Origin of the sequence: Streptomyces sp. NBC_00091 (assembly GCF_026343185.1) — a bacterium.
In the GTDB taxonomy this organism is placed as follows: domain Bacteria; phylum Actinomycetota; class Actinomycetes; order Streptomycetales; family Streptomycetaceae; genus Streptomyces.
This window is the reverse complement of sequence record NZ_JAPEMA010000002.1, coordinates 700,198-718,773: the sequence shown is the minus strand read 5'-3', so window position 1 is coordinate 718,773 and position 18,576 is coordinate 700,198. Positions and strand designations below refer to the sequence as shown.

Below are 18,576 nucleotides of genomic sequence, written 5' to 3'. Positions count from 1 at the left end.
GTCAGGCATGGCTCAAAGCGCTTGCGTCGGCGGGGAACTCGCTGCCGTCGGGCGCGTGACCGTCGTACCGCACGCCGCCCCCGCGGACCGCTTCGATCGCCCAGTACACCGCCTCCGGTGTCGCCGGGGAGGCGAGCTCCACGCTGACTCCGGCGGGCCCGAACTCCCCGGCCGCCTGCCGCAGTGCTTCCCGCACCGAGAACGCCAGCATCAGCGGAGGCTCACCCACCGCCTTGGACCCGTAGACCGCGCCCTCCTCGGTGGCGTTCTCCAGCAGCCTGACGTTGAACTCCTCGGGCATCTCCGAGAAGCTCGGCAGCTTGTAGGTGCTCGCGGCCTGGGTCAGCAGCCGGCCGCGGTTCGGCCCCTCGCCGGCGTCCCACCGCAGGTCCTCGAGCGTCAGCCAGCCCGCGCCCTGCACGAAACCGCCCTCGACCTGACCGATGTCGATCATCGGGGAGAGGCTGTCGCCGACGTCGTGCACGATGTCCACGCGCCGGATCCGGTAGGCGCCGGTGAAACCGTCCACCTCCACCTCGGCCGCGGCGCAGCCGTAGGAGAAGTACTTGAACGGCGACCCGTGGAACGCCTTCGCGTCCCAGTGCAAGCCCTCGGTCCGGTAGAAACCGGCCGCCGACAACTGGACCCGCTGGAAGTACGCGGTGCGCACCAGGTCGTCCCAGGCCAGTTCCTCGTCGTTGCCGAGGACGCGCGCGACGCCCTCGACGATGCGCACGTCCGAGGCGTTCGCACCCAGCTGGGTACCGGCCACTCGGAGCAGCCGCTCGCGGATCTGCTCGCAGGCGTTCTTCACCGCCGCGCCGTTGAGGTCCGCCCCGGCACTGGCGGCGGTGGCGGAGGTGTTGGGCACCTTGTCGGTGCGCGTCGGGGCGAGGCGCACCTTGTGCAGCGGGATGCCCAGCGTGGTCGCGGCCACCTGGAGCATCTTGGTGTGCAGGCCCTGCCCCATCTCGGTGCCGCCGTGGTTGATCAGGACCGAGCCGTCCTTGTAGACCAGCACCAGCGCACCGGCCTGGTTGAAGGCGGTGAGGTTGAAGGAGATTCCGAACTTGATCCCGGTGATCGCGAGCGCCCGCTTGGTGTGCGGGTGCGCGGCGTTGAAGGCCGCGATCTCGCGCTTGCGATCGGCGATGCCGGCGTCGTCCTGGACCTGCCGCCAGACGGTGGAGATCCGTTCGGGGTGGGCGACCGGCTGTCCGTACGGCGTCGACTGGCCCTGCCGGTAGAAGTTGCGCTCGCGCAGCTCCATCGGGTCGAGGCCGAGCAGCGGCGCGCACCGGCCCATGATGTCCTCGATCACCAGCATGCCCTGCGGGCCGCCGAAGCCGCGGAAGGCGGTGTTGGAGACCTTGTTGGTCTTGGCGATGCGGCCGGCGATGCGCGCGTGGGGAATCCAGTAGGTGTTGTCGATGTGGCACAGCGCGCGGGCCACCACCGGCTCGGACAGGTCCAGGCTCCAGCCGCCGTCCGCGGTCAAGGTGGCGTCCAGGGCCTGGATACGGCCCTCGGCGTCGAAACCGATCTTCCACGTGGCGTGGAACCCGTGGCGCTTGCCGGACATGGTCAGGTCCTGGGTCCGGTTGAGCCGTACCCGGACCGGCCGGCCGGTCAGCCTGGCGCCGAGCGCGGCGATGGCCGCGAACCCGTGCGGCTGCATCTCCTTGCCGCCGAAGCCGCCACCCATCCGCAGGCACTGCACGGTCACCTCGTGGCTGTGCAGGCCGAGTACGTGCGCGACGATCTCCTGCGTCTCCGAGGGATGCTGGGTGCTGCTCTGGACGAACATCTGCCCGTTCTCGTCGACGTGGGCCAGCGCCGCGTGCGTCTCGAGATAGAAGTGTTCCTGGTCGGAGAACTGGAACTCGCCGGTGAACACGTGCGCGGAGTCCTCGAAGCCGGCGTCGACGTCGCCGGTCAGCATCATGGGCCGGGCGCCGTGGAAGCTCTCGGCCGCGATGGCTTCCTGGAGCGTGATCACGGAGGGCTTCTCGTCGAGTTCCACCTCGACGGCCGCCGCACCGAGCCGGGCCGCCTCCAGGGTCTCGCCGAGCACCCAGGCGACGGCGTGGCCGTGGAACATGACCGTGTCGGGGAACAGCGGTTCGTCGTGCTTCATTCCGGCGTCGTTGACGCCGGGCACGTCGGCAACGGTGAGTACGCGGACCACACCGGGCACGGCGAGCGCGGGTTCGGTGCGCAGCGCGGTGATCCTGCCGTGGGCCTTCATGACCTGGACCGGGTGGGCGTGCAGTACGTCCTTGGTGCGATGGACCAGGTCGTCGGTGTAGAGCGCGGCGCCGGTGACGTGCAGATTGGCGCTCTCGTGAGGCATCGAAACCCCGACGACGGGCTTTTCGGGACGTTCGGACAGTTGGCTCATGACGACACCGCCTCGGTGGTTCGCGCGTACAGCTTGGGCAGGCTCTGGCCGAGCATCGCGGACCGGTAGCCGGCGCTGGCGCGGTGATCGTCCATCGGTGTGCCCTCGTTCCGCAGTACCCGGGACGCGGCCTCCACGGTCTCCGGCGCCCACGGCTTGCCCTCCAGGGCCGCCTCGGTGTCGAGGGCGCGGATCGGTGTGGCGGCCACGCCGCCCAGGCCGATGCGTGCCTTGCGCACGATTCCGCCCTCGATGTCGAGCGCGAAGGCGACCGCCACGCTGGAGATGTCGTCGAAGCGCCGTTTGGCGATCTTGTGGAAGGCCGTGACCGGCGACAGCGGCAGGGGGACGCGCACCGCGCGGATCAGCTCGCCGGGACGGCGCACGCTCTGCCGGTAGCCGGTGAAGTAGTCGGACAGGGGGACCTCGCGCTCACCGTCGGCGCCGGCGAGCACCACCGACGCCTCCAGCGCGAGCAGCACCGGCGGGCTGTCACCGATGGGGGACCCGGTACCCAGATTGCCGCCGAGGGTCGCACTGTTGCGGATGAGCCGGGACGCGAACTGCGGGAACAGCTCTGCCAGCAGCGGGACGCTGCCGTCGAGACGACGTTCGATCTCGGTGAGCGTCTGCGCCGCCCCGATCTCGATGTGGCCGGATTCGACGCGCAGCTCCCGCAGTTCGGGCAGCCGGTCGACAGCGACCACGCAACTCGCCCGGCGGGAACGGATGTTCACCTCCACACCCCAGTCGGTGCTTCCGGCGACGACCACCGCGTCGGGCCGCTCGCGCAGGAGCCGCAGCGCATCGGCCAGGGTGCCCGGCCGTAGGAACGCGCTGTCGTCCTGCGTGTATTCGGTGGCGGCCGGTCCGGGCGGGGACTGCTCGCGACGCTGCGCGAGGGGGTCGTCCCGGGTGGGCGTACCGACGGCGAACGCGGCATCGCGGATCGGGCGGTAACCGGTGCAGCGGCAGAGGTTTCCGCTCAGCGCGTGCAGATCGAAACCGTTCGGACCGTGCTCGGTGCCGGTGCCGGTGCCGGTGCTGGTGGCGGTTTCGGTGCCTTCGGCCGGGGCCGGGTGCGCGCAGCGGTCGGGGCGGTAGTACTCGGAGGCCATGCTGCAGATGAACCCCGGTGTGCAGTAACCGCATTGGGAGCCGCCGCGGACGGCCATCTCCTCCTGCACGGGGTGCAGCACGGCCGGCGCGCCGGGTTCACCGGCGGTGGCGAGACCTTCGGAGGTGACGACCTCCTGGCCGTCGAGCGCCGCGACCGGGACCAGGCAGGCGTTGACCGCCACCCAGTCGGTGGGCTTGTTCACCCCCGGACGGGCCACCAGGACCGAACAGGCGCCGCATTCACCCTCGGCGCAGCCCTCCTTGGTGCCCGTGAGGCCGCGCTCACGCAGGAAATCCAGCACCGTGGTGTGGGGTGCGGCCGGTGAAATCGGTGTTTCTTTTCCGTTGACCGTGATCCGCGCCGCTACCATGACGCGCTCGCATTCCGGCGCACGGTCGATGTGACTGTCCTAGTCGCCATTTCAGGAGCTTTCTCTTTCGGCGGTCGCAGCTCGATAACCCAGAGCGCGACACATCGGCACGCAACGGCGTGCCGTGGATGGTGACAGAGAGGAGAAGGTGCCGGGGCCGCGAGAGGGCGCGCCGGGAAGGGGGCTGTTCAGCAGCCGTGTGCGACACGACCGGGAGCCCAGGCGATCTGGTGTGCGAGGCGAAGCAGTTCGGAGATGGTGAACATCCGGCTTCGCCTCCTTCCAGTAGCCCGCGAGTCGGTGCGGTCGAAGTTACGTTGCCGCAGGTTCATCGGTCAAGCGGATCTCGGTCGATTCCACGAAGGCCGGCCACTTCGTGCGGCAGGTATTCGTACGCGAAACCAGTGGCGGGGATCGCGCGGTTCAGGGCCCCGGTCTGGCGCCGCCGCTCGCGGGGCCGGTGTGGGCCGCGGCCAACCCGGGTGAAGTGATGAAAACACCATCGGCACGTCATGCGGAGGCATAGTCTGCGTGAATAACCGCAGACTCGGCCGGGGCGGACACGTAGGCGGCGGAGGTGTCATGGGTGGGGACTCGTATGCATCAACGGCGGTCCGCGGACGTCCGGGGCCGCAGGCGTCACGGGCGTCTCGCGACGGGACGGAGGTGCCCGACCCTTACGGCGACCAGGCCCTTCTGACGCCCGCCATGACCAGGGGCCACGAAGCCGTACCGGACCGGGACCGGGACCGGCTGCTGCGCTACCTCGAGGCGGTCGTCGCGGCCCGCCCGGCGCCGGTGCACACCGCGGTCGCCTTCAACGCCGCGTACTTCGGCTACGACACCGGCGGCGACGGCTACGGCGGAAGCCCGCTGCGCCTCGACGACTTCCCCGTGATCACCTTCGGCGAGTCGGCCCCCGTACTCCCGATCGGTGCCATGGTGTGCGTGGCCACCGGCTCGGACCCGCTCTACGCCGAGATCGTCTACCGGGAGGGCGCGCATCCGGAGGTGGGCGGCGCCCTCGGTGACGTACCGGCCTGGCTGTCGGGGGCGCCCGCGGGCGCCGAGGGCCCCGGCAGGCCCGGGAACGACACCGCTCCACGGCGCAGGGAGCTCCTGGTCCCGGATCTCCATGCCTTCGGCCCGGCCCTGAGCCTCTCACCGGCCCAGCTCCACCGCCTGCGAACGCGCCGGCGCTGGATCAACGAGGACGGCCATGTCCTCGTCGACGTCTGCTATCCGTCCCGGGAGGCCGCCCGGCGCGACGACGTGACCGCCTATGCGGACCACCTCCTGACGACGGCGCGGGACCAGCTGCTCAGCCCCTTCGTGCCGGTGTCCCTCGCCTCACTGGTGGGCAGCACGCACGACGACGATCTGCGGGCGGGTCTGCTCGGCCTTCTCGACACCGTGCGGGGTGTCCTCCGTTCGAGCCACGCGCTGCGCACGTGGGGCCACTACGCGATGACCCGGGCCTCCCTCGCGGACGCCTGGCGCGACACCGGACCCCTGGGCGGCGGTGATCTCAGGTCCCTCGCGGCAGCGGTGGAACACGCCGCCACGCCCACGAGGCGGCGCCACGGCCTCACCTCGCCCGTCAGCGTCTACACGGCGGTCGGGCCGCGGCTGCGCGGGTTCCCCGGGGCGACGGAACTGCTCAGGGGAGTGGGGTACGCCGGAGCGGTGTGCCGGGCGAATCTGGCGCTCGGCGACGTGGTCCGGCGGGACAGCGATCGGGGCCGGTTCGGCAACGGCTCGCGGATCACGCTCGACGACGCCTTCGAGGGCGGCGGTGTGTGGAGGTCCCACCACCCCGGTGACGCCGAGACTCCCGGAGATCCTCTGGTCCCGGCCGGACGCGGCTGGATCTCCACGGTACGCGCGCCATCGGAGCCGGAGCCGGAGCCGGAGGCTGATCCGGAAGCGGAACCGCTCGACCTGCCCCTCGCCGACGACGCCACCCTGGGCCCCAGCGAGCTGCTGCGGATCGACGCGGAGGAAATCGTCTGGCGGTTGCCCCTGCGGCTGGCCCACCTCACCGACGGCTGGCTCCCCCTGCACCCGGACGTCGCGCGCGAACTCCGCCGGTCCCACGGCGGACGCCCCACGGCGCGCCTCGAACTCGACCACCGCGCCCAAGGACGGCCGCAGAACGAGACGGCCGAGGAGGTCACTGCCGAACTCGGCGGGGGCGCCGACCGGTTGACCGGGATCACCTGGCCCCGCGACTTCTTCCCCGGCCTGTTGCTGGAGCTGCGCTGGCTCCGCGGCGGCAGGGTGATCCGCGCCGCCACGGCACGGCTCGAGGGACCGGTGCAGGCCGGAGGCCGAGTGATCGGCCACTGCTTCGACCCCCGCGTGCTCACCAGGGAGGACGCTCCGGGCAGTGACCGCCACGGGGACACGGCCGCCGGTCTCGGCCCCCGGCAACTGGTGATGCGGACGGTGCGCCGTTGCGGGCTGCTCACTGTGGACGGTCACGCCCTGCTGGACCGCTCGGTCCTGCCGCACGCGGCCTACGGACGCCGGCCGGCCCGGTCACAGGCCGCCGCCCTGGAATCGGCGGTCGCGGAACTCCTCGCGGAACGCCTCCTGGAGCCGGCACTCGGAAGCCGCGACGCCTGGGGCCAACCGCGTTACCCGGCACGCGAAGACGAACCGGAGATCCCCCTCATCGGCTACCGCCCCCCTCGATACCGGGTGAGGCGCCCATGGGGCGGCGAGGGACCGGCCGGCGAGGAGCTGCGTGCCGTCCAGTTCGTCGCCGGCCATCTGCGCCGCCTCAGGCCGGGGGCCTCGCCCAGCGGACTCCAGCGAGCGGCATTCCGGGAGTACTGCCGCGGGCTGGGCAAGGCCGACGGCTGGGAACTGCCCTACGGGTACACGTTCGTCACCGCGCACACGCGCGGCCACTGACCCTCCTTCCTTTCGATCCTCCTCAAAACCGGCAACGAATACGGAGTACGCGTACATGCAAGACCGCTATCGCGCTGTCACGGGGCTGCCATGGTCCCCGCCCAGCGCCTCGGCCGAGGCCCTCGAAGGCCTGGCCGACGCTCTCAACGCCTTGCAACCCCCGGTTCTCGCCACCCTGAACGGCCTCACGGCCGGCATGGTGGAACTGGCCTTCAACTCCTTGTCGCACAGGGACCGGCAGGAGTTGCTCGGCAGCCTGGGGATCCGCATGGCGGCCCCCCGACGGGCGGGCAGCGCCCTGTGCAAGGACGTGCTGGCCAGGTTACGACGCGACGCCCGCCAGCACTCCTACAGCTGCGGGGTCAGGGAACTCACGTTCACCGTGATGAAGCAGGTGGGCGGCTTCGTCTTCGCCGGCGACGAAGAGGCCGTGTCCGACCCCGTCGTCCGATGGGGCGAGACGCTCGTCCGGGCCACGGTGTTCGCGTGGTGCAGCGCTTCCGTCGCCGACGCCTACATCCTCGCCTGGGCGGCGGACCAGGACTGGTTCGCGGCGACGGCGGCCGACGAGGGGGACAGGGCGCGGTACGCCGTCGTCGGTGACACGGCCCGCTCCATCGTGGCGGCTCACCCCGACTTCACTCCCCGTACGGCCGAGGGCGCGACCGCCCCCGTACGGGAGACCCCGGTGCCGAACGCCTCCACCGCGGGCGACGTGCCCGCGGCGGCCCCGGAGCCGGAGCCGGATCCCGATCCCGAGGCGGCCTGCCGACAGCTGGAGTCGGCCGTCGCCCAGGCCCGGCAAGCCGTGGACAAGGTGACCGACGCGGTCGTGGACGGGCGTCCTCCGCACGAGGCGGATCTGGTCCTGCTGGCCGCGCTGAGAGCTGCCTTCGACAGCGCCGGCGCGGTGTTCCGCGCGTCGGGCATCGAGGGGGTGCCCCGGCGCCTGGAGGACATGACCCGCGCCGCACGCACGTACCGGACGGCACGGGAACGCGACCTCCAGGCCCGGGAGACCCTGCGGGAACTGTTGGACGTGTCCTGCCGGCCGGACAGCGCCGCTGCCTCTGCCGCCGAGGCCGTACGAGGAGCGGCCCGCCGTCTGGTGGAGGCACCGGTGTGGGAGGAGGGGCAGCGGGAGGAGAGCGCTGCGCTCGCCGCCCTGGCACGGATCATCAGGCTGGCCCGGCAGGCGGACGCCGCGACCGAGATCCTGACCCTGCAGGAGCAGGTCGTGCGGGTGCTGCCGACCTGCGCCATGGCGGTGATCATGGCCTCTGAGCTGGCGTTGACGCAGCCGCGGGCCGTCCGCCCCGACCACGAACCGGCGGTCACCACCGGGCCCGCCGGCGGTAGGACGACCGGCGAGCGCGGGGCGGTCGTACGGCCGACCGAGCCCGCCGCCGAACCGGAAGCCGTCGTTTCCGTCCTCGTGTCTCCTGACGCCGACGCCGACGCCGACGCCGACGACTCACGTGCCCCGGCCCCGGCCCCCGCGCCGGCTCCGGCCGAGCCCGAGGCCGACCCGGAGCCGGTCATCGAACCGGCAGCCGACGTGATGCCCGCGCCGTCCCCCGCGCCCGCCCCCGCGCCCGCCGGACACGACGAGCCTGCCGCCCCCGACCCGCGCGCGAACGAGGACGACGAGAGCGACGAGGACGACGACGCGGCCGTACGGGCCCTGGCCCAGCTGGTCGTGGAGCGGCGCTTCGGGCTCGCCCAGCACGTGGCCGCAGCGGCTTCCCTCCCCGCGCCGCAGGTGGCGGCGCTCCGCCTCGCCGGCGCCGCCGCCCTGCTCACCTCCGGCGACAGCCAGGGGGCCCGGCTGACCGCGGACCTGCTCCAGCGGTACGGCGGATACGAGGGCCGTGACGCCGAGGGGAGCGAACTCGTCCTGCTGCCCGCCCTGCTGCGCACGGCGCTGATCACCGGCGACCATCTGGCGGGCGCTCAGCTCAAGGCTCTGGTGCCCCGGCTGCCCGACCGGCTCGCGGAGGTGACGACCGCCGTCGCCGACCGCGCACTCAGCGGTGCCCTGATGATCGCCTCCCCGCTCGTCGTCATCGCCGACGCGTCCGAGACGGAGGCCCGGCTGCGTGAGCTGCGCGAGCAGTGCCGGTCTCTGCTCGCGCCGCAGAGGCTGAGGTTCGCGCGGGCGACGGAGATCGCCAAGCGGTGGCTGGCACCGGACGACGGGCTCCTCGGATCGCTGCTGATGACCGTGGTCGGCGACAACCGCGAAGCGATGCAGCAGGTGCGGGAGCAGGCCGACCGGCTGTCGAAGCTGGCCGAGGTCAACAACGAGATCGACCGCATGGACCGCAAGTACCGTTCGCCCAGCGGCAAGCCGCTCCAGGGCTCCGGGCGCCAGGACCTGGTGCACCTCATCGAGCGGTCCGCCGGTCTCGCCAAGGAGTGGTGCCTGGCCGTCGACGGCATCCGGCGCGGCGACCGCTCCGACGGCAACCGCGCGGTCAAGGAGATCTCCTCGCTGCGCCAGTCCCTGCTGGCCGGCAAGGAGGCGGTACTCGCCGAGCTGGAGGAGCTGGCGCGACGCTCGGCCGCCGTCGCCGCGGCAACGGCATGGGCGGCACGTACGTCGATGGACGAGCTGTTCGCCCTGCTGGCCGGTGATACCGGGACCACGCGTCCCGGCAGCCTGCTCGCTCCTGAACTCGTACTGGACGCCGAGCTGTTGAAGGTGTGCGACACCCGTGACGAGCGGCCCCCGCTCGCCCGGCTCCTGGTGGCCGTCGGCCGGAGCTGGCAGGAAGGCCTCGACGAGCGACTCGCCCACGACGCCTTCACCGCGGCCCGTGCCATCGTCGAGCTCGCCGGACGCGGGACGCTGCCCGCAGCGGAGGCGGGAGAGCTCACCCTGCCCTCGCTGCGCGAGATCGAAGAGCGGGAGGCCGCCCGGCGTACGGCGCTGCGCCGGGAGCACGACGAGCTCGTCGCCGAGCTGCACCGCGCGCAGGCCGACGGGGCCGTGACCGATGACCAGGACCTGCGCCTCCAGGAGCTGCTGGCCGACGCCCGCGACCAGCTCGACGGCGCCGACACGCACGACCTGATGGACGTACGGCGGGCCCTCGACACGGTACGGAGCGACCTGCCGGCCTTCCGGCAGCAGGCGGCCGACCGGATCCGGGCCCGGCTGGAGGCCCTGGAGCTCACCGTGGACCAGCGTGCCCAGGTCCTGCGGCACCTGGAGACGGGCGGGCTGCCCACCGCGGCCGACCTCGTCTACTTCCTGGAGATCGGCGAGCCCGTCCCGGAGATCGAGGGCGGTGAGTCGCACCTGACCGAGTTCTTCCCGGCCGTCCCCGACGGATTGCCCAAGGGCATCGACCGTGACCTGGTCGACCTCGTCCGGAACGGGGGCAAGCACCAGGTGGTCCCCGTCCTGGACTACGGCACGCTCTCCACCGACGAGGCGGCACTGGCGTCCGACGCCCTCGACGCATGGCGGGAGCTGGGCGCGACGGAGGGGAGGGACCGGCTCGAGGTGTCCGCCCGGCGGCAACTGCTCCCGGCCCTCAAGCTGCTCGGCTACGACGCCAAGAGCGCCAGGCCGCTGGACCAGCAGTCGCACCACCGGCGTGAGTACCGCCTGTTCGAGGTGACCGACGTGGACATCAACGGCCGGGCGAAGGCCCCTGCGTTCGGCTCCCAGATCAAGGAGCAGGGCGGCGGCAGTCTGCGCGTACTGATGGTCTGGGGCCGACCGCCCGCCGAGGTCGTCATGGGCTGGGCGGCCCGCGACACCAGCGGTGCGAGCCTCCTGGTCGCTTACTTCGGCACGCTGGGCCGCGAGGCCCGGGTGGAACTCGCCGTCGGGTCCGACCGGTTGCAACCGCTGCTGGTCGTGGACGACGCGGCCCTCGCCTACCTCGCCGCCCGGGGCAACCGCCAGGTCAGCACGGCCACGCAGACCCTGCTGCCGTTCTCCGGAGTCAACCCGTACATCAGGGAGAAGCGCGGCCGGATCGGCGGCGAGATGTTCTACGGCCGTGACGCCGAACGCGTGAGCATCATCGACCCGCACGGCACCCAGGTCATCTTCGGTGGCCGCGGCCTCGGCAAGTCGGCGCTCCTCAGTGACGCGGGGGAGCGGTTCGAGAGGCAGCGCCCCGGATACCAGCAAGTGGTGTACGTGAACCTCGACCAGGAGAACATCGGCAAGGGCAGCTCCCTGGGGCCGGAGGCGCTGTGGAGCGTACTCGACCGGGAGCTGAGGGCGGCCCAGGTCCTGGGCGGGACCCCGGTCCGCAAGTCGAAGCAGGAAGTCGCCGAACGGGTGCGGGCCGGCATCCGCGCCTGGATGGACGGGGACTCGCGCCGGCGCCTGCTGATCCTGCTCGACGAGTGCGACCAGTTCTTCGAGGCGGACGCCCCCCGCTTCGACCAGACCAAGAAGCTCAAGGGCCTCGGTTCCGACACCAAGGACCGGGCCAAGGTCGTCTTCGCCGGACTGCACTCCGTACAGCGGTTCTCCAAGCTCGCCAGCAACGGACCGTTCGGCCACCTCGCCCAGACGCCGAAGGTGATCGGCCCGCTCGCCCCCCAGTCCGCCGCCGAACTGCTGGTCGAACCGATGCGTGCCCTCGGCTTCGAGTTCCAGGACGTGGACCTCGTCAACAGGGTGCTCGGTTACTGCTCCTACCAGCCCTTCCTGCTCCAGATGTTCGGTCACCGGCTGGTCGAGCTGATGCAACGCAAGCGTCGCACCCGGCGCGGAGCCGAGGGACCCCCGTACCCGGTGGAGGCCGCTGAGATCGAAGGCGTGGAGTCGGACACCGGGCTCAGGGACGGCATTTCGGCGGCCTTCAAGGAGACGCTGACCCTCGATCACCGCTACGACGTGATCGCCAACGTGCTGGCGTACCACGCCCGCCACCACGGCCTGGAAGTACGGCTGAGCGACGCCGAACTGCGCGACGAGTGCCAGACGTTCTGGCACAAGGGCTTCGAACAGCTCGACACGGAGGGCTTCCGCGCGTATCTCTCCGAGATGGTGGGCCTCGGCATCCTGGCGCCGAACCACGACGGCCAGGGCTGGCATCTGCGAGGCCCGAACGCACTGCGCATGATCGGCACCTCGCACGAGGTGGACGCCCGTCTGCTGAGGGCCGAGCAGGACTGCAAACTGCAGGAGAGCATCGTGCAGGAGGGCCGTCCCGAACTGCCCGACGGCCGGCCGGCTCCCCTCACCATCACCCAGCTGGACGACCTCCTGGGCGAGCGGTCCAACCAGACGAGGGTCGTCCTCGGCACCTCGGCCACGGGCATCACCGACGTCGGAGACACCCTGCGCACGGTCGCCGGACGCATCGCCGACTGGAAGCTCCCGCCCGTCGGCAAGCCCAGCGTCTACAAGCAGGAACTCGCGGGTGGGATCCCACGTGAACGACGCGTCGTCATCAGTGACTTCGCCAGTTACAAGGCGCGCTCCGAGACCTGCCGGGAGGCCGTCGACCTGGCCGAGTCCCTGCTGCCCGCCACTCCGGGGGTGACCCGTGCGGTGGTTCTCGTCACCGACCCCACCCAGCTGGCCCTGTGGCGCACCCTGCTGACGGGCACCGAAGGCACCTCGGCCGTCCCCGTGGTGCTGCGCCGTCACGATCGCCGCAGCCTGCGCGGCTGGGCCCAGCGCGTGGAGATGTTCCACACCGAGGACCGCTTGGACCGTCTCCACGAGATGACCAGCGGCTGGCCGTCTCTGGTGGGCCGGGCGCACCGCCTGCACAGGGAACTCGGCGACCCGGACGAGGTGTTGCGCCGGCTGGCCGCCATGCGCACGGACCGGGCGGAGGCCCGGGCCTTCGTCGAGGCGACCGGAGTGTACGCGGACCCGCTGCTCGCCACCGGATACCGGGCCCTGGACGAGGCCTTCAAGCAGGGCCGGTTCGACATGGAGGAGGCGGTGACCGCGGTGGCGGTCCAGATCGAGGACGAGGACGAGGCCCGCTGGATCGCCGCCTGTCTTGACGCCCTCCAGGTCTTCGACCGCGAGGATCTTGACGCCCTCCAGGCCACCGACCGCAAGGACGCCCAGCTCTGCTTGGAACCACTCCTCCGCGATTGCGTGGCGTTCCACGCGTGACGACGGCTGAGCATGTGCCCCCGAGCGGCTGCGTCCGCTCGGGGGCACCGTCCGTCAGCCGTCGAAGCGGTGGCGGGAGGCCTCGATGTGACCGAGGTACCGGTGGGTCCAGTCGCACAGCCCGTCGATCGTCACCCGCAGGGCCTGGCCCGGCTCGGTGAGGGCGTACTCGACCCGCGGGGGCACGACGGGGTGCACCGTCCGCTCGATCAGACCGTAGCGCTCCAGCATGCGCAGGTTCTGGGTGAGCATCTTGTGGCTGATGCCTTCGACCTCGTCGCGCAGCTCGCTGAAGCGCAGGGTGCGTTCGCCCAGGGCCTCGATGATCAGGAGCGCCCACTTGTTGGCGACGTCCGAGAAGATCTCCCGCGCCAGGGAGTCCGCCCGCCTGAGGTCCGCGTCCTCGGGCGAGCCGCTGTACTGCTTGGTCACCATCAGGTTCCCCAGTCACCGAAAAGTGCGTTCTTCCATGCCTGCGGCCACTCTCCTACGGTTCCTGAGTAACCACAAGAGAGCGGCTCTCGCGGCGGCTCGCACGCACAGCAAAGGGAGGAAGACGGCATGGCCATCACCCTGGTGAACCCCAAGGGACTGCCGGAGATCGACGTCTACCGGCAGGTGTCGGTCTCGACCGGGTCCAAGCTGGTCTTCATCGCCGGGCAGGTCGCCTGGGACGCCGACGGCGTCACGGTCGGCGAAGGCGACCTCGCGGCTCAGGTCGAGCAGTGCTACCTCAACATCGCCACCGCCCTGACCGCGATCGGCGCCTCCTTCGGCGACGTGGCGAAGCTGACCGTCCACGTCGTCGACTGGACCCCCGACAAGATGCCCCTGCTGCTCGAGGGGATCGCCCGCGCCGGCGCGAAGCTGGGGGCCGCTCCGGTCCCGCCGGCCAGTCTGCTGGGCGTCGCGGCACTGGACGTACCCGAGCACCTGGTGGAGATCGAAGCCACCGCCGTCATCGACTGAGGGGCTCAGCAGCTCAGGACGATGCGGGCTCAGTCCAGGCCGGAGACCTTGAAGACGGTGTGGGCCGTTTCGCGGTCGATGCGGTCCGCCAGCTCCCGCAGGGCGGTCGCGCCGTGGCGCAGGGTGCCGTGTGTGATCGAGGTGCGGCTGTCCGCGTCGAGGCGGCGCCACATCGGCGGGTTGCGGACCAGGACGGCCGGGTCGATCTCGACCCGGCCGCCCTGTGCGTCGCGCAGGACCACGCGCTGGGCCACCCCGTCGGACCACTGGACCGAGACCAGGGAGTCGGTGCGGACGCTGTCCGCCCTGAACACCCTCCGGACGCTCAGCAGACCGGGACGTACGCAGACCCGGGGCGGAAGCAGGATCACGAAGACGAGGCAGGCCAGGCCGGTCCAGAGGAGGACGCGGGCCACGTCGAGCTCTCCGAGGCCCGCGTCCATGGTGAACAGGGCCGCTAAGAGCAGGGACGCGACTCCGAGCGCCGAGCGGCGCTCACCGGCCCAGCGGACGTCGTGGGCGACGGGGCCGGGAGGCCGGGCCGAAGCGGAGCGCGGAAGCCGCCGGGGGCGAGGTGAGGGCATGTGATCAGAGCCGCCCCGCGTCCGCGTCCGTGCCCGTGCCCGCGCCCGTGTCGGGGGCGACGGGCAGCGAGAGGACCATGGTCAGGCCGCCGCCCGGGGTGTCCTCGGGGGTGAGCGTGCCCTCCATGGCCTCGGTGAGTCCCCGCGCCAGGGCGAGGCCGAGGCCGAGCCCGGCGGTGTTGTCGCGGTCGCCGAGACGCTGGAAGGGCTCGAAGGCGCGCTCGCGGTCGGCGGGGTCGATGCCCGGGCCCCGGTCGGCGATCCTGACCTCGACCCGCCCGGCCAGGGCGCTGGCCGTCACCAGCACGGGCCGGTCCGCGGGCGCGTGGCGGACGGCATTGCCGACGAGGTTGGCCAGTACCCGTTCCAGCAGCGGCGGATCGGCCCGCAGCGCGGGCACCGCTTCCAGGTTCTGTACGTCGACGGCGGGCCCGGGCAGGTCCCCGGACCGGAGGTCCAGCGAGTCCAGCGCGGTCGGCAGCACCTCTTCGAGCGTGGTGGCCCGCAGCTCCAGGGTGAGGGCGCCGGCCTGCAGGCGGCTGAGGTCGAGCAGGTTCTCCACCAGGTGGTTGAGCCGGTTCAGGGAGACCTCGGCGGAGGCCAGCAGTTCCGCCCGGTCCTCGGCGGAGAACGCGACGTCCTCGTTGCGCAGGGAGCTGATCGAGGCGAGCGCCCCGGCCAACGGGGTCCGCAGGTCGTGGCTGACGGCCCGGAGCAGGGCGGTGCGCAGCCGGTCGGCGGCCTTGATCGGTTCGACCTCGGCGGCGGCCTCCGCGAGGCGGGCGCGCTCGACCGCGGCCCCGACGTGGGCGGCGAAGGCGGCCAGGACGCGCCGCTCGGAGGAGGGGAGCGCCCGGCCGCGCAGCACGAGGTGGGCTTCGGGCCCGGCGGCCACCACCAGGGCGGGGTCCGGGCCGCCGCCGCCCGCACCGGTGTCGGGGGCCGCCGCGGCCAGGTCGACGCTCTCCATACCGAAGGTCTCCCGGGTACGTTCCAGCAGCGCCGGAATCGTGTGGTCGCCGCGGACGATGCTGCCGGCCAGCGAGGACATCGTCTCCGCCTCGGCCGTGGCCCGGGCGGCGCGGCGCGACAGCCGCAGCGACCGGTCCGCGGCGGCGGCCACGGTGGCGGCGACGACGGCGAACACCACCAGCGCCAGCACGCTGTCGGGGTCGCCCAAGGCCAATCCGCCGATGGGCGGCATGAACCAGTGGTTCAGGAGCAGGGCGGCGGTGACCGCCGCGACCAGGGCGGAGGCCATCCCGCCGATGCAGGCCACACCCACCACGGCCACCAGGAACAACAGGGCCTCGCTGGTGAGGTTCAGCGTGCCGCGCATGCGGTCGAGGGCGAGGGCGAGCAGCAGCGGGAGCAGCAGGGCGGCCACCGGCCCGGCGACGAGCCGGGAGGTGGGGAGCGTACGCCGGCGCGAGGGCAGCAGCCGGCCGTGGCCCGCCCGCTCGTGCGTGACCATGTGGACGTCGATGTCCTCGGACAGCGCCACCACGGTCTCGCCGATCCCGCGACCGGTGAGGAAACGTTCCAGCCGACGCCGCCGGCTCGTACCGAGCACCAGCTGGGTGGCGTTCTCCGCCGTGGCGAAGTCCACCAGGGCGGTGGGCACTTCGTCGCCGACCACCGAGTGGTAGCTGCCGCCGAGGTCCTCGACGAGGGCCCGCTGCCCGGCCAGCGCGGCGTGCGAGACCCCCGCCGCGAGCCCGTCGCTGCGCGTGACGTGCACGGCCAGCAGCTCACCGCCCGCGGACCGGCCGGCGATGCGTGCCGCGCGCCGGATGAGGGTCTCGCCCTCCGGGCCGCCGGTGAGGGCGACCACGACCCGTTCCCGGGTCTCCCACACGCCGTCTATGCCGTGCTCGGTGCGGTACTTGTGGAGGGCTTCGTCCACGCGCCCGGCCAGCCACAGCAGGGCCAGCTCGCGCAGGGCGATGAGGTTTCCGGGACGGAAGTAGTTCGCGAGGGAGGCGTCGATCCGCTCCGGGGGATACACGTTCCCGTGCGCCATCCGGCGCCGCAGCCCCTCGGGAGGCAGGTCGACCAGCTCGATCTCATGGGCGCGGCGCACGAAATCGTCGGGAACCGTCTCCCGCCGCGGCACCCCGGTGATCTTCTCGACCACGTCGCTGAGCGACTCCAGGTGCTGGATGCCGAGCGTGGTGACGACGTCGATCCCGGCGGCGAGGATGTCCTCGACGTCCTGCCAGCGCTTGGGATGACGGCCGTCGCCCGGGACGTTGCGGTGGGCCAGCTCGTCGATCAGCACCACCTGCGGCCGCCTGGCCAGCAGCTCCTCGCGGTCCAACTCCGGGTGACGGCCGCCGAGGTACTCGTACTCCGCCCTCGGCAGGCTCTCCAGCCCGTCGAGCATCGCCACCGTGTGCCGGCGCCCGTGGCACTCCACGAAACCGGCCACCACGTCCGCGCCGCGCTCCGCCCGGCGGTGCGCCTCGTCGAGCATCCGGTACGTCTTGCCGACGCCCGGAGCCGCGCCCAGGAACACCTTGAGCTTCCCCCGCGCCGGCAGGGCCGGCGCACCGCTGCCGGCCGTCGGGCGCGCCTGAGCCGTCCCGTTCACGGGTCCCATGATCAGAACTTCTCCGGGAAGAAGAACGCCAGGACCAGATAACCGATCAGGCAGACCGCGACGACGATGCCTACGACTTGCTCCGTGCTCACCCGCACCCGACTCCTCCGTACGCCCGCAACCTCACCAGCGAACACCAGTCAGGACGCGGACGAAACGCCCCTTACGCCCTCCTGACGCCGCTGCCCGCCACTTTTGACGGCGTGTTGACGGCGGACGCGCCGACAGCCCGTACGGGTGAGCCCGTCAGGCGGTGTGGCCGACGAGCAGGCCGGCGAGCCTGTTGAGGCGCTTGACCGTCCGCTCCTCGGTCGCTGCGGGAGCCGGGGCGACGCGCTCGGAGCGGTCGTAGTAGGCGCCGTTGACGATCTCGGTGGCCGGGTCGCAGAGCCGTACGACGTGCCGCGCGCCCTCGGAGGCCGGCGCGCCCTCGTGTCCGTACAGCGGGAGGAGCCCGGTCTCGCACACGCCGGGGTGGACGGAGACGGCGGTGACGCGCGGGTCGGCGGCGAAGACGGTCAGGGCCAGCTGCGACTGGGCGTAGGCGGCGAGCCGGGAGTAACGCCGCACCCGCTGCGGGTCGTTCCACTGGATGGCCCCGGAGCGGTGCAGGGCGGAGGAGACGTTGACGACGCGCCCGCCGGGCTCGCTGGTGAGGGCGGGCTCCAGGAGGTTGGTGAGGAGGTAGTGGGCCAGGAAGTTGACCTGGAAGGCGATCTCGTTGCCGTCGGCGGTCAGGGTGTGGCGCTCGGGGGCGGCGATGGCCGCGTTGTTGACGAGCACGTCCAGGCGCGGGTGGTCCCGTACGACGGCGTGGGCCAGGCCCTCGACCTCCTCCAGGCGGACGAAGTCGGCGGCGAGCGGGCGCAGGAGGGCGCCGTCGGTGCCGGCGGTGGAGACGAGGCGGTCGGCGGCGGCCCGTGCTTCCTCGGGCGTGCGGCCGTGGAGGAGGACGGTGGCGCCGCGCTCGGCGAGCCGGCGGGCGGTCTCGTAGCCGATGCCGGAGGTGGCGCCGGTGACGAGGACGGTACGTCCGGACAGGGATGCAGACATGTGGGTTTCCTGGGAACGGGCACGGACGGCGCACCCGGCACCCCCGTTCCGTGGCGGAGGGGAGGTGCGGGCTGCGGCCGTGCGGTGAGGTGGCTGCGTGAGATGCGTACGGAACCGGGCCACGGCCCTCACGGGGCGGGTGGCGGCCGGTACGCGGACGGCGCGCGGCGGCCCGGGTCAGACGGCCGGGCGGACAGCGGGCCCCGTCGGCCGCGCCGAGGGGACACCGTCACGGCTACGGCGTGACGGCGGCCGGTCTTCGTGGCGCGGACCGCGGTTCATGGCCCCATCCCAGCGCATCCGGCGCGGCTGCGGCAAGTCTTCGAACGGGTCCTTGACGAGCTGCTGATGATGGATCGTCAAGACCGCGTCAAGATCGACCGCGGAGCGGAAGGAGCACGTCAAGACGTGCTGTCGGGCCCGTGGTTCTGGGACAGACTGATGGGGCG

Annotated in this window: 10 protein-coding genes; 3 read left to right on the top strand and 7 right to left on the bottom strand. The window is 72.2% G+C overall.

Going from position 1 to position 18,576, the window contains the following annotated elements; all coding sequences use genetic code 11:
• Nucleotide 1: 1 nt before the first annotated feature.
• Together xdhB and OOK34_RS30980 are read right to left on the bottom strand one after the other, a co-directional pair.
• On the bottom strand, nt 2-2,401 hold the full coding sequence (xdhB, locus tag OOK34_RS30985) for a xanthine dehydrogenase molybdopterin binding subunit (RefSeq protein ID WP_267037482.1): 2,400 nt from the start codon (nt 2,399-2,401) through the stop codon (nt 2-4).
• On the bottom strand, nt 2,398-3,891 hold the full coding sequence (locus tag OOK34_RS30980; RefSeq protein ID WP_267037481.1) for a xanthine dehydrogenase small subunit: 1,494 nt from the start codon (nt 3,889-3,891) through the stop codon (nt 2,398-2,400). The genes xdhB and OOK34_RS30980 overlap by 4 nt, the downstream gene beginning before the upstream one ends.
• Nucleotides 3,892-4,599: 708 nt before the next feature.
• Here OOK34_RS30980 and OOK34_RS30975 point away from each other — a divergent pair.
• A complete protein-coding gene (locus OOK34_RS30975) occupies nt 4,600-6,810 on the top strand; it encodes a hypothetical protein (protein ID WP_267037480.1) in 2,211 nt (736 codons plus the stop codon).
• A gap of 55 nt (nt 6,811-6,865) precedes the next feature.
• On the top strand, nt 6,866-12,919 hold the full coding sequence (locus OOK34_RS30970) for a hypothetical protein (RefSeq protein WP_267037479.1): 6,054 nt from the start codon (nt 6,866-6,868) through the stop codon (nt 12,917-12,919).
• A 54-nt stretch (nt 12,920-12,973) separates the two neighbouring features.
• On the opposite strand, the gene OOK34_RS30965 is transcribed toward OOK34_RS30970, so the two are convergent.
• Nucleotides 12,974-13,354 (bottom strand): helix-turn-helix domain-containing protein, encoded by a 381-nt coding sequence (locus OOK34_RS30965; RefSeq protein ID WP_267037478.1) that lies wholly within the window; start codon nt 13,352-13,354, stop codon nt 12,974-12,976.
• A gap of 126 nt (nt 13,355-13,480) precedes the next feature.
• Here OOK34_RS30965 and OOK34_RS30960 point away from each other — a divergent pair, with 126 nt between their 5' ends.
• Nucleotides 13,481-13,888, top strand: a complete 408-nt coding sequence (locus tag OOK34_RS30960) for a RidA family protein (protein ID WP_267037477.1) — start codon at nt 13,481-13,483, stop codon at nt 13,886-13,888.
• A gap of 29 nt (nt 13,889-13,917) precedes the next feature.
• On the opposite strand, the gene OOK34_RS30955 is transcribed toward OOK34_RS30960, so the two are convergent.
• The 4 genes from OOK34_RS30955 to OOK34_RS30940 form a co-directional block, all read right to left on the bottom strand.
• Nucleotides 13,918-14,472: a hypothetical protein gene (locus OOK34_RS30955; RefSeq protein ID WP_267037476.1), complete on the bottom strand. Its 555-nt coding sequence runs from the start codon at nt 14,470-14,472 to the stop codon at nt 13,918-13,920.
• A 4-nt stretch (nt 14,473-14,476) separates the two neighbouring features.
• Nucleotides 14,477-17,065, bottom strand: a complete 2,589-nt coding sequence (locus tag OOK34_RS30950; protein ID WP_267037475.1) for an ATP-binding protein — start codon at nt 17,063-17,065, stop codon at nt 14,477-14,479.
• 11 nt (nt 17,066-17,076) lie between these two features.
• Nucleotides 17,077-17,166 (bottom strand): K(+)-transporting ATPase subunit F, encoded by a 90-nt coding sequence (gene kdpF / locus OOK34_RS30945; protein WP_267037474.1) that lies wholly within the window; start codon nt 17,164-17,166, stop codon nt 17,077-17,079.
• A gap of 154 nt (nt 17,167-17,320) precedes the next feature.
• A complete protein-coding gene (locus OOK34_RS30940) occupies nt 17,321-18,127 on the bottom strand; it encodes an SDR family NAD(P)-dependent oxidoreductase (RefSeq protein ID WP_267037473.1) in 807 nt (268 codons plus the stop codon).
• Nucleotides 18,128-18,576: the final 449 nt, after the last annotated feature.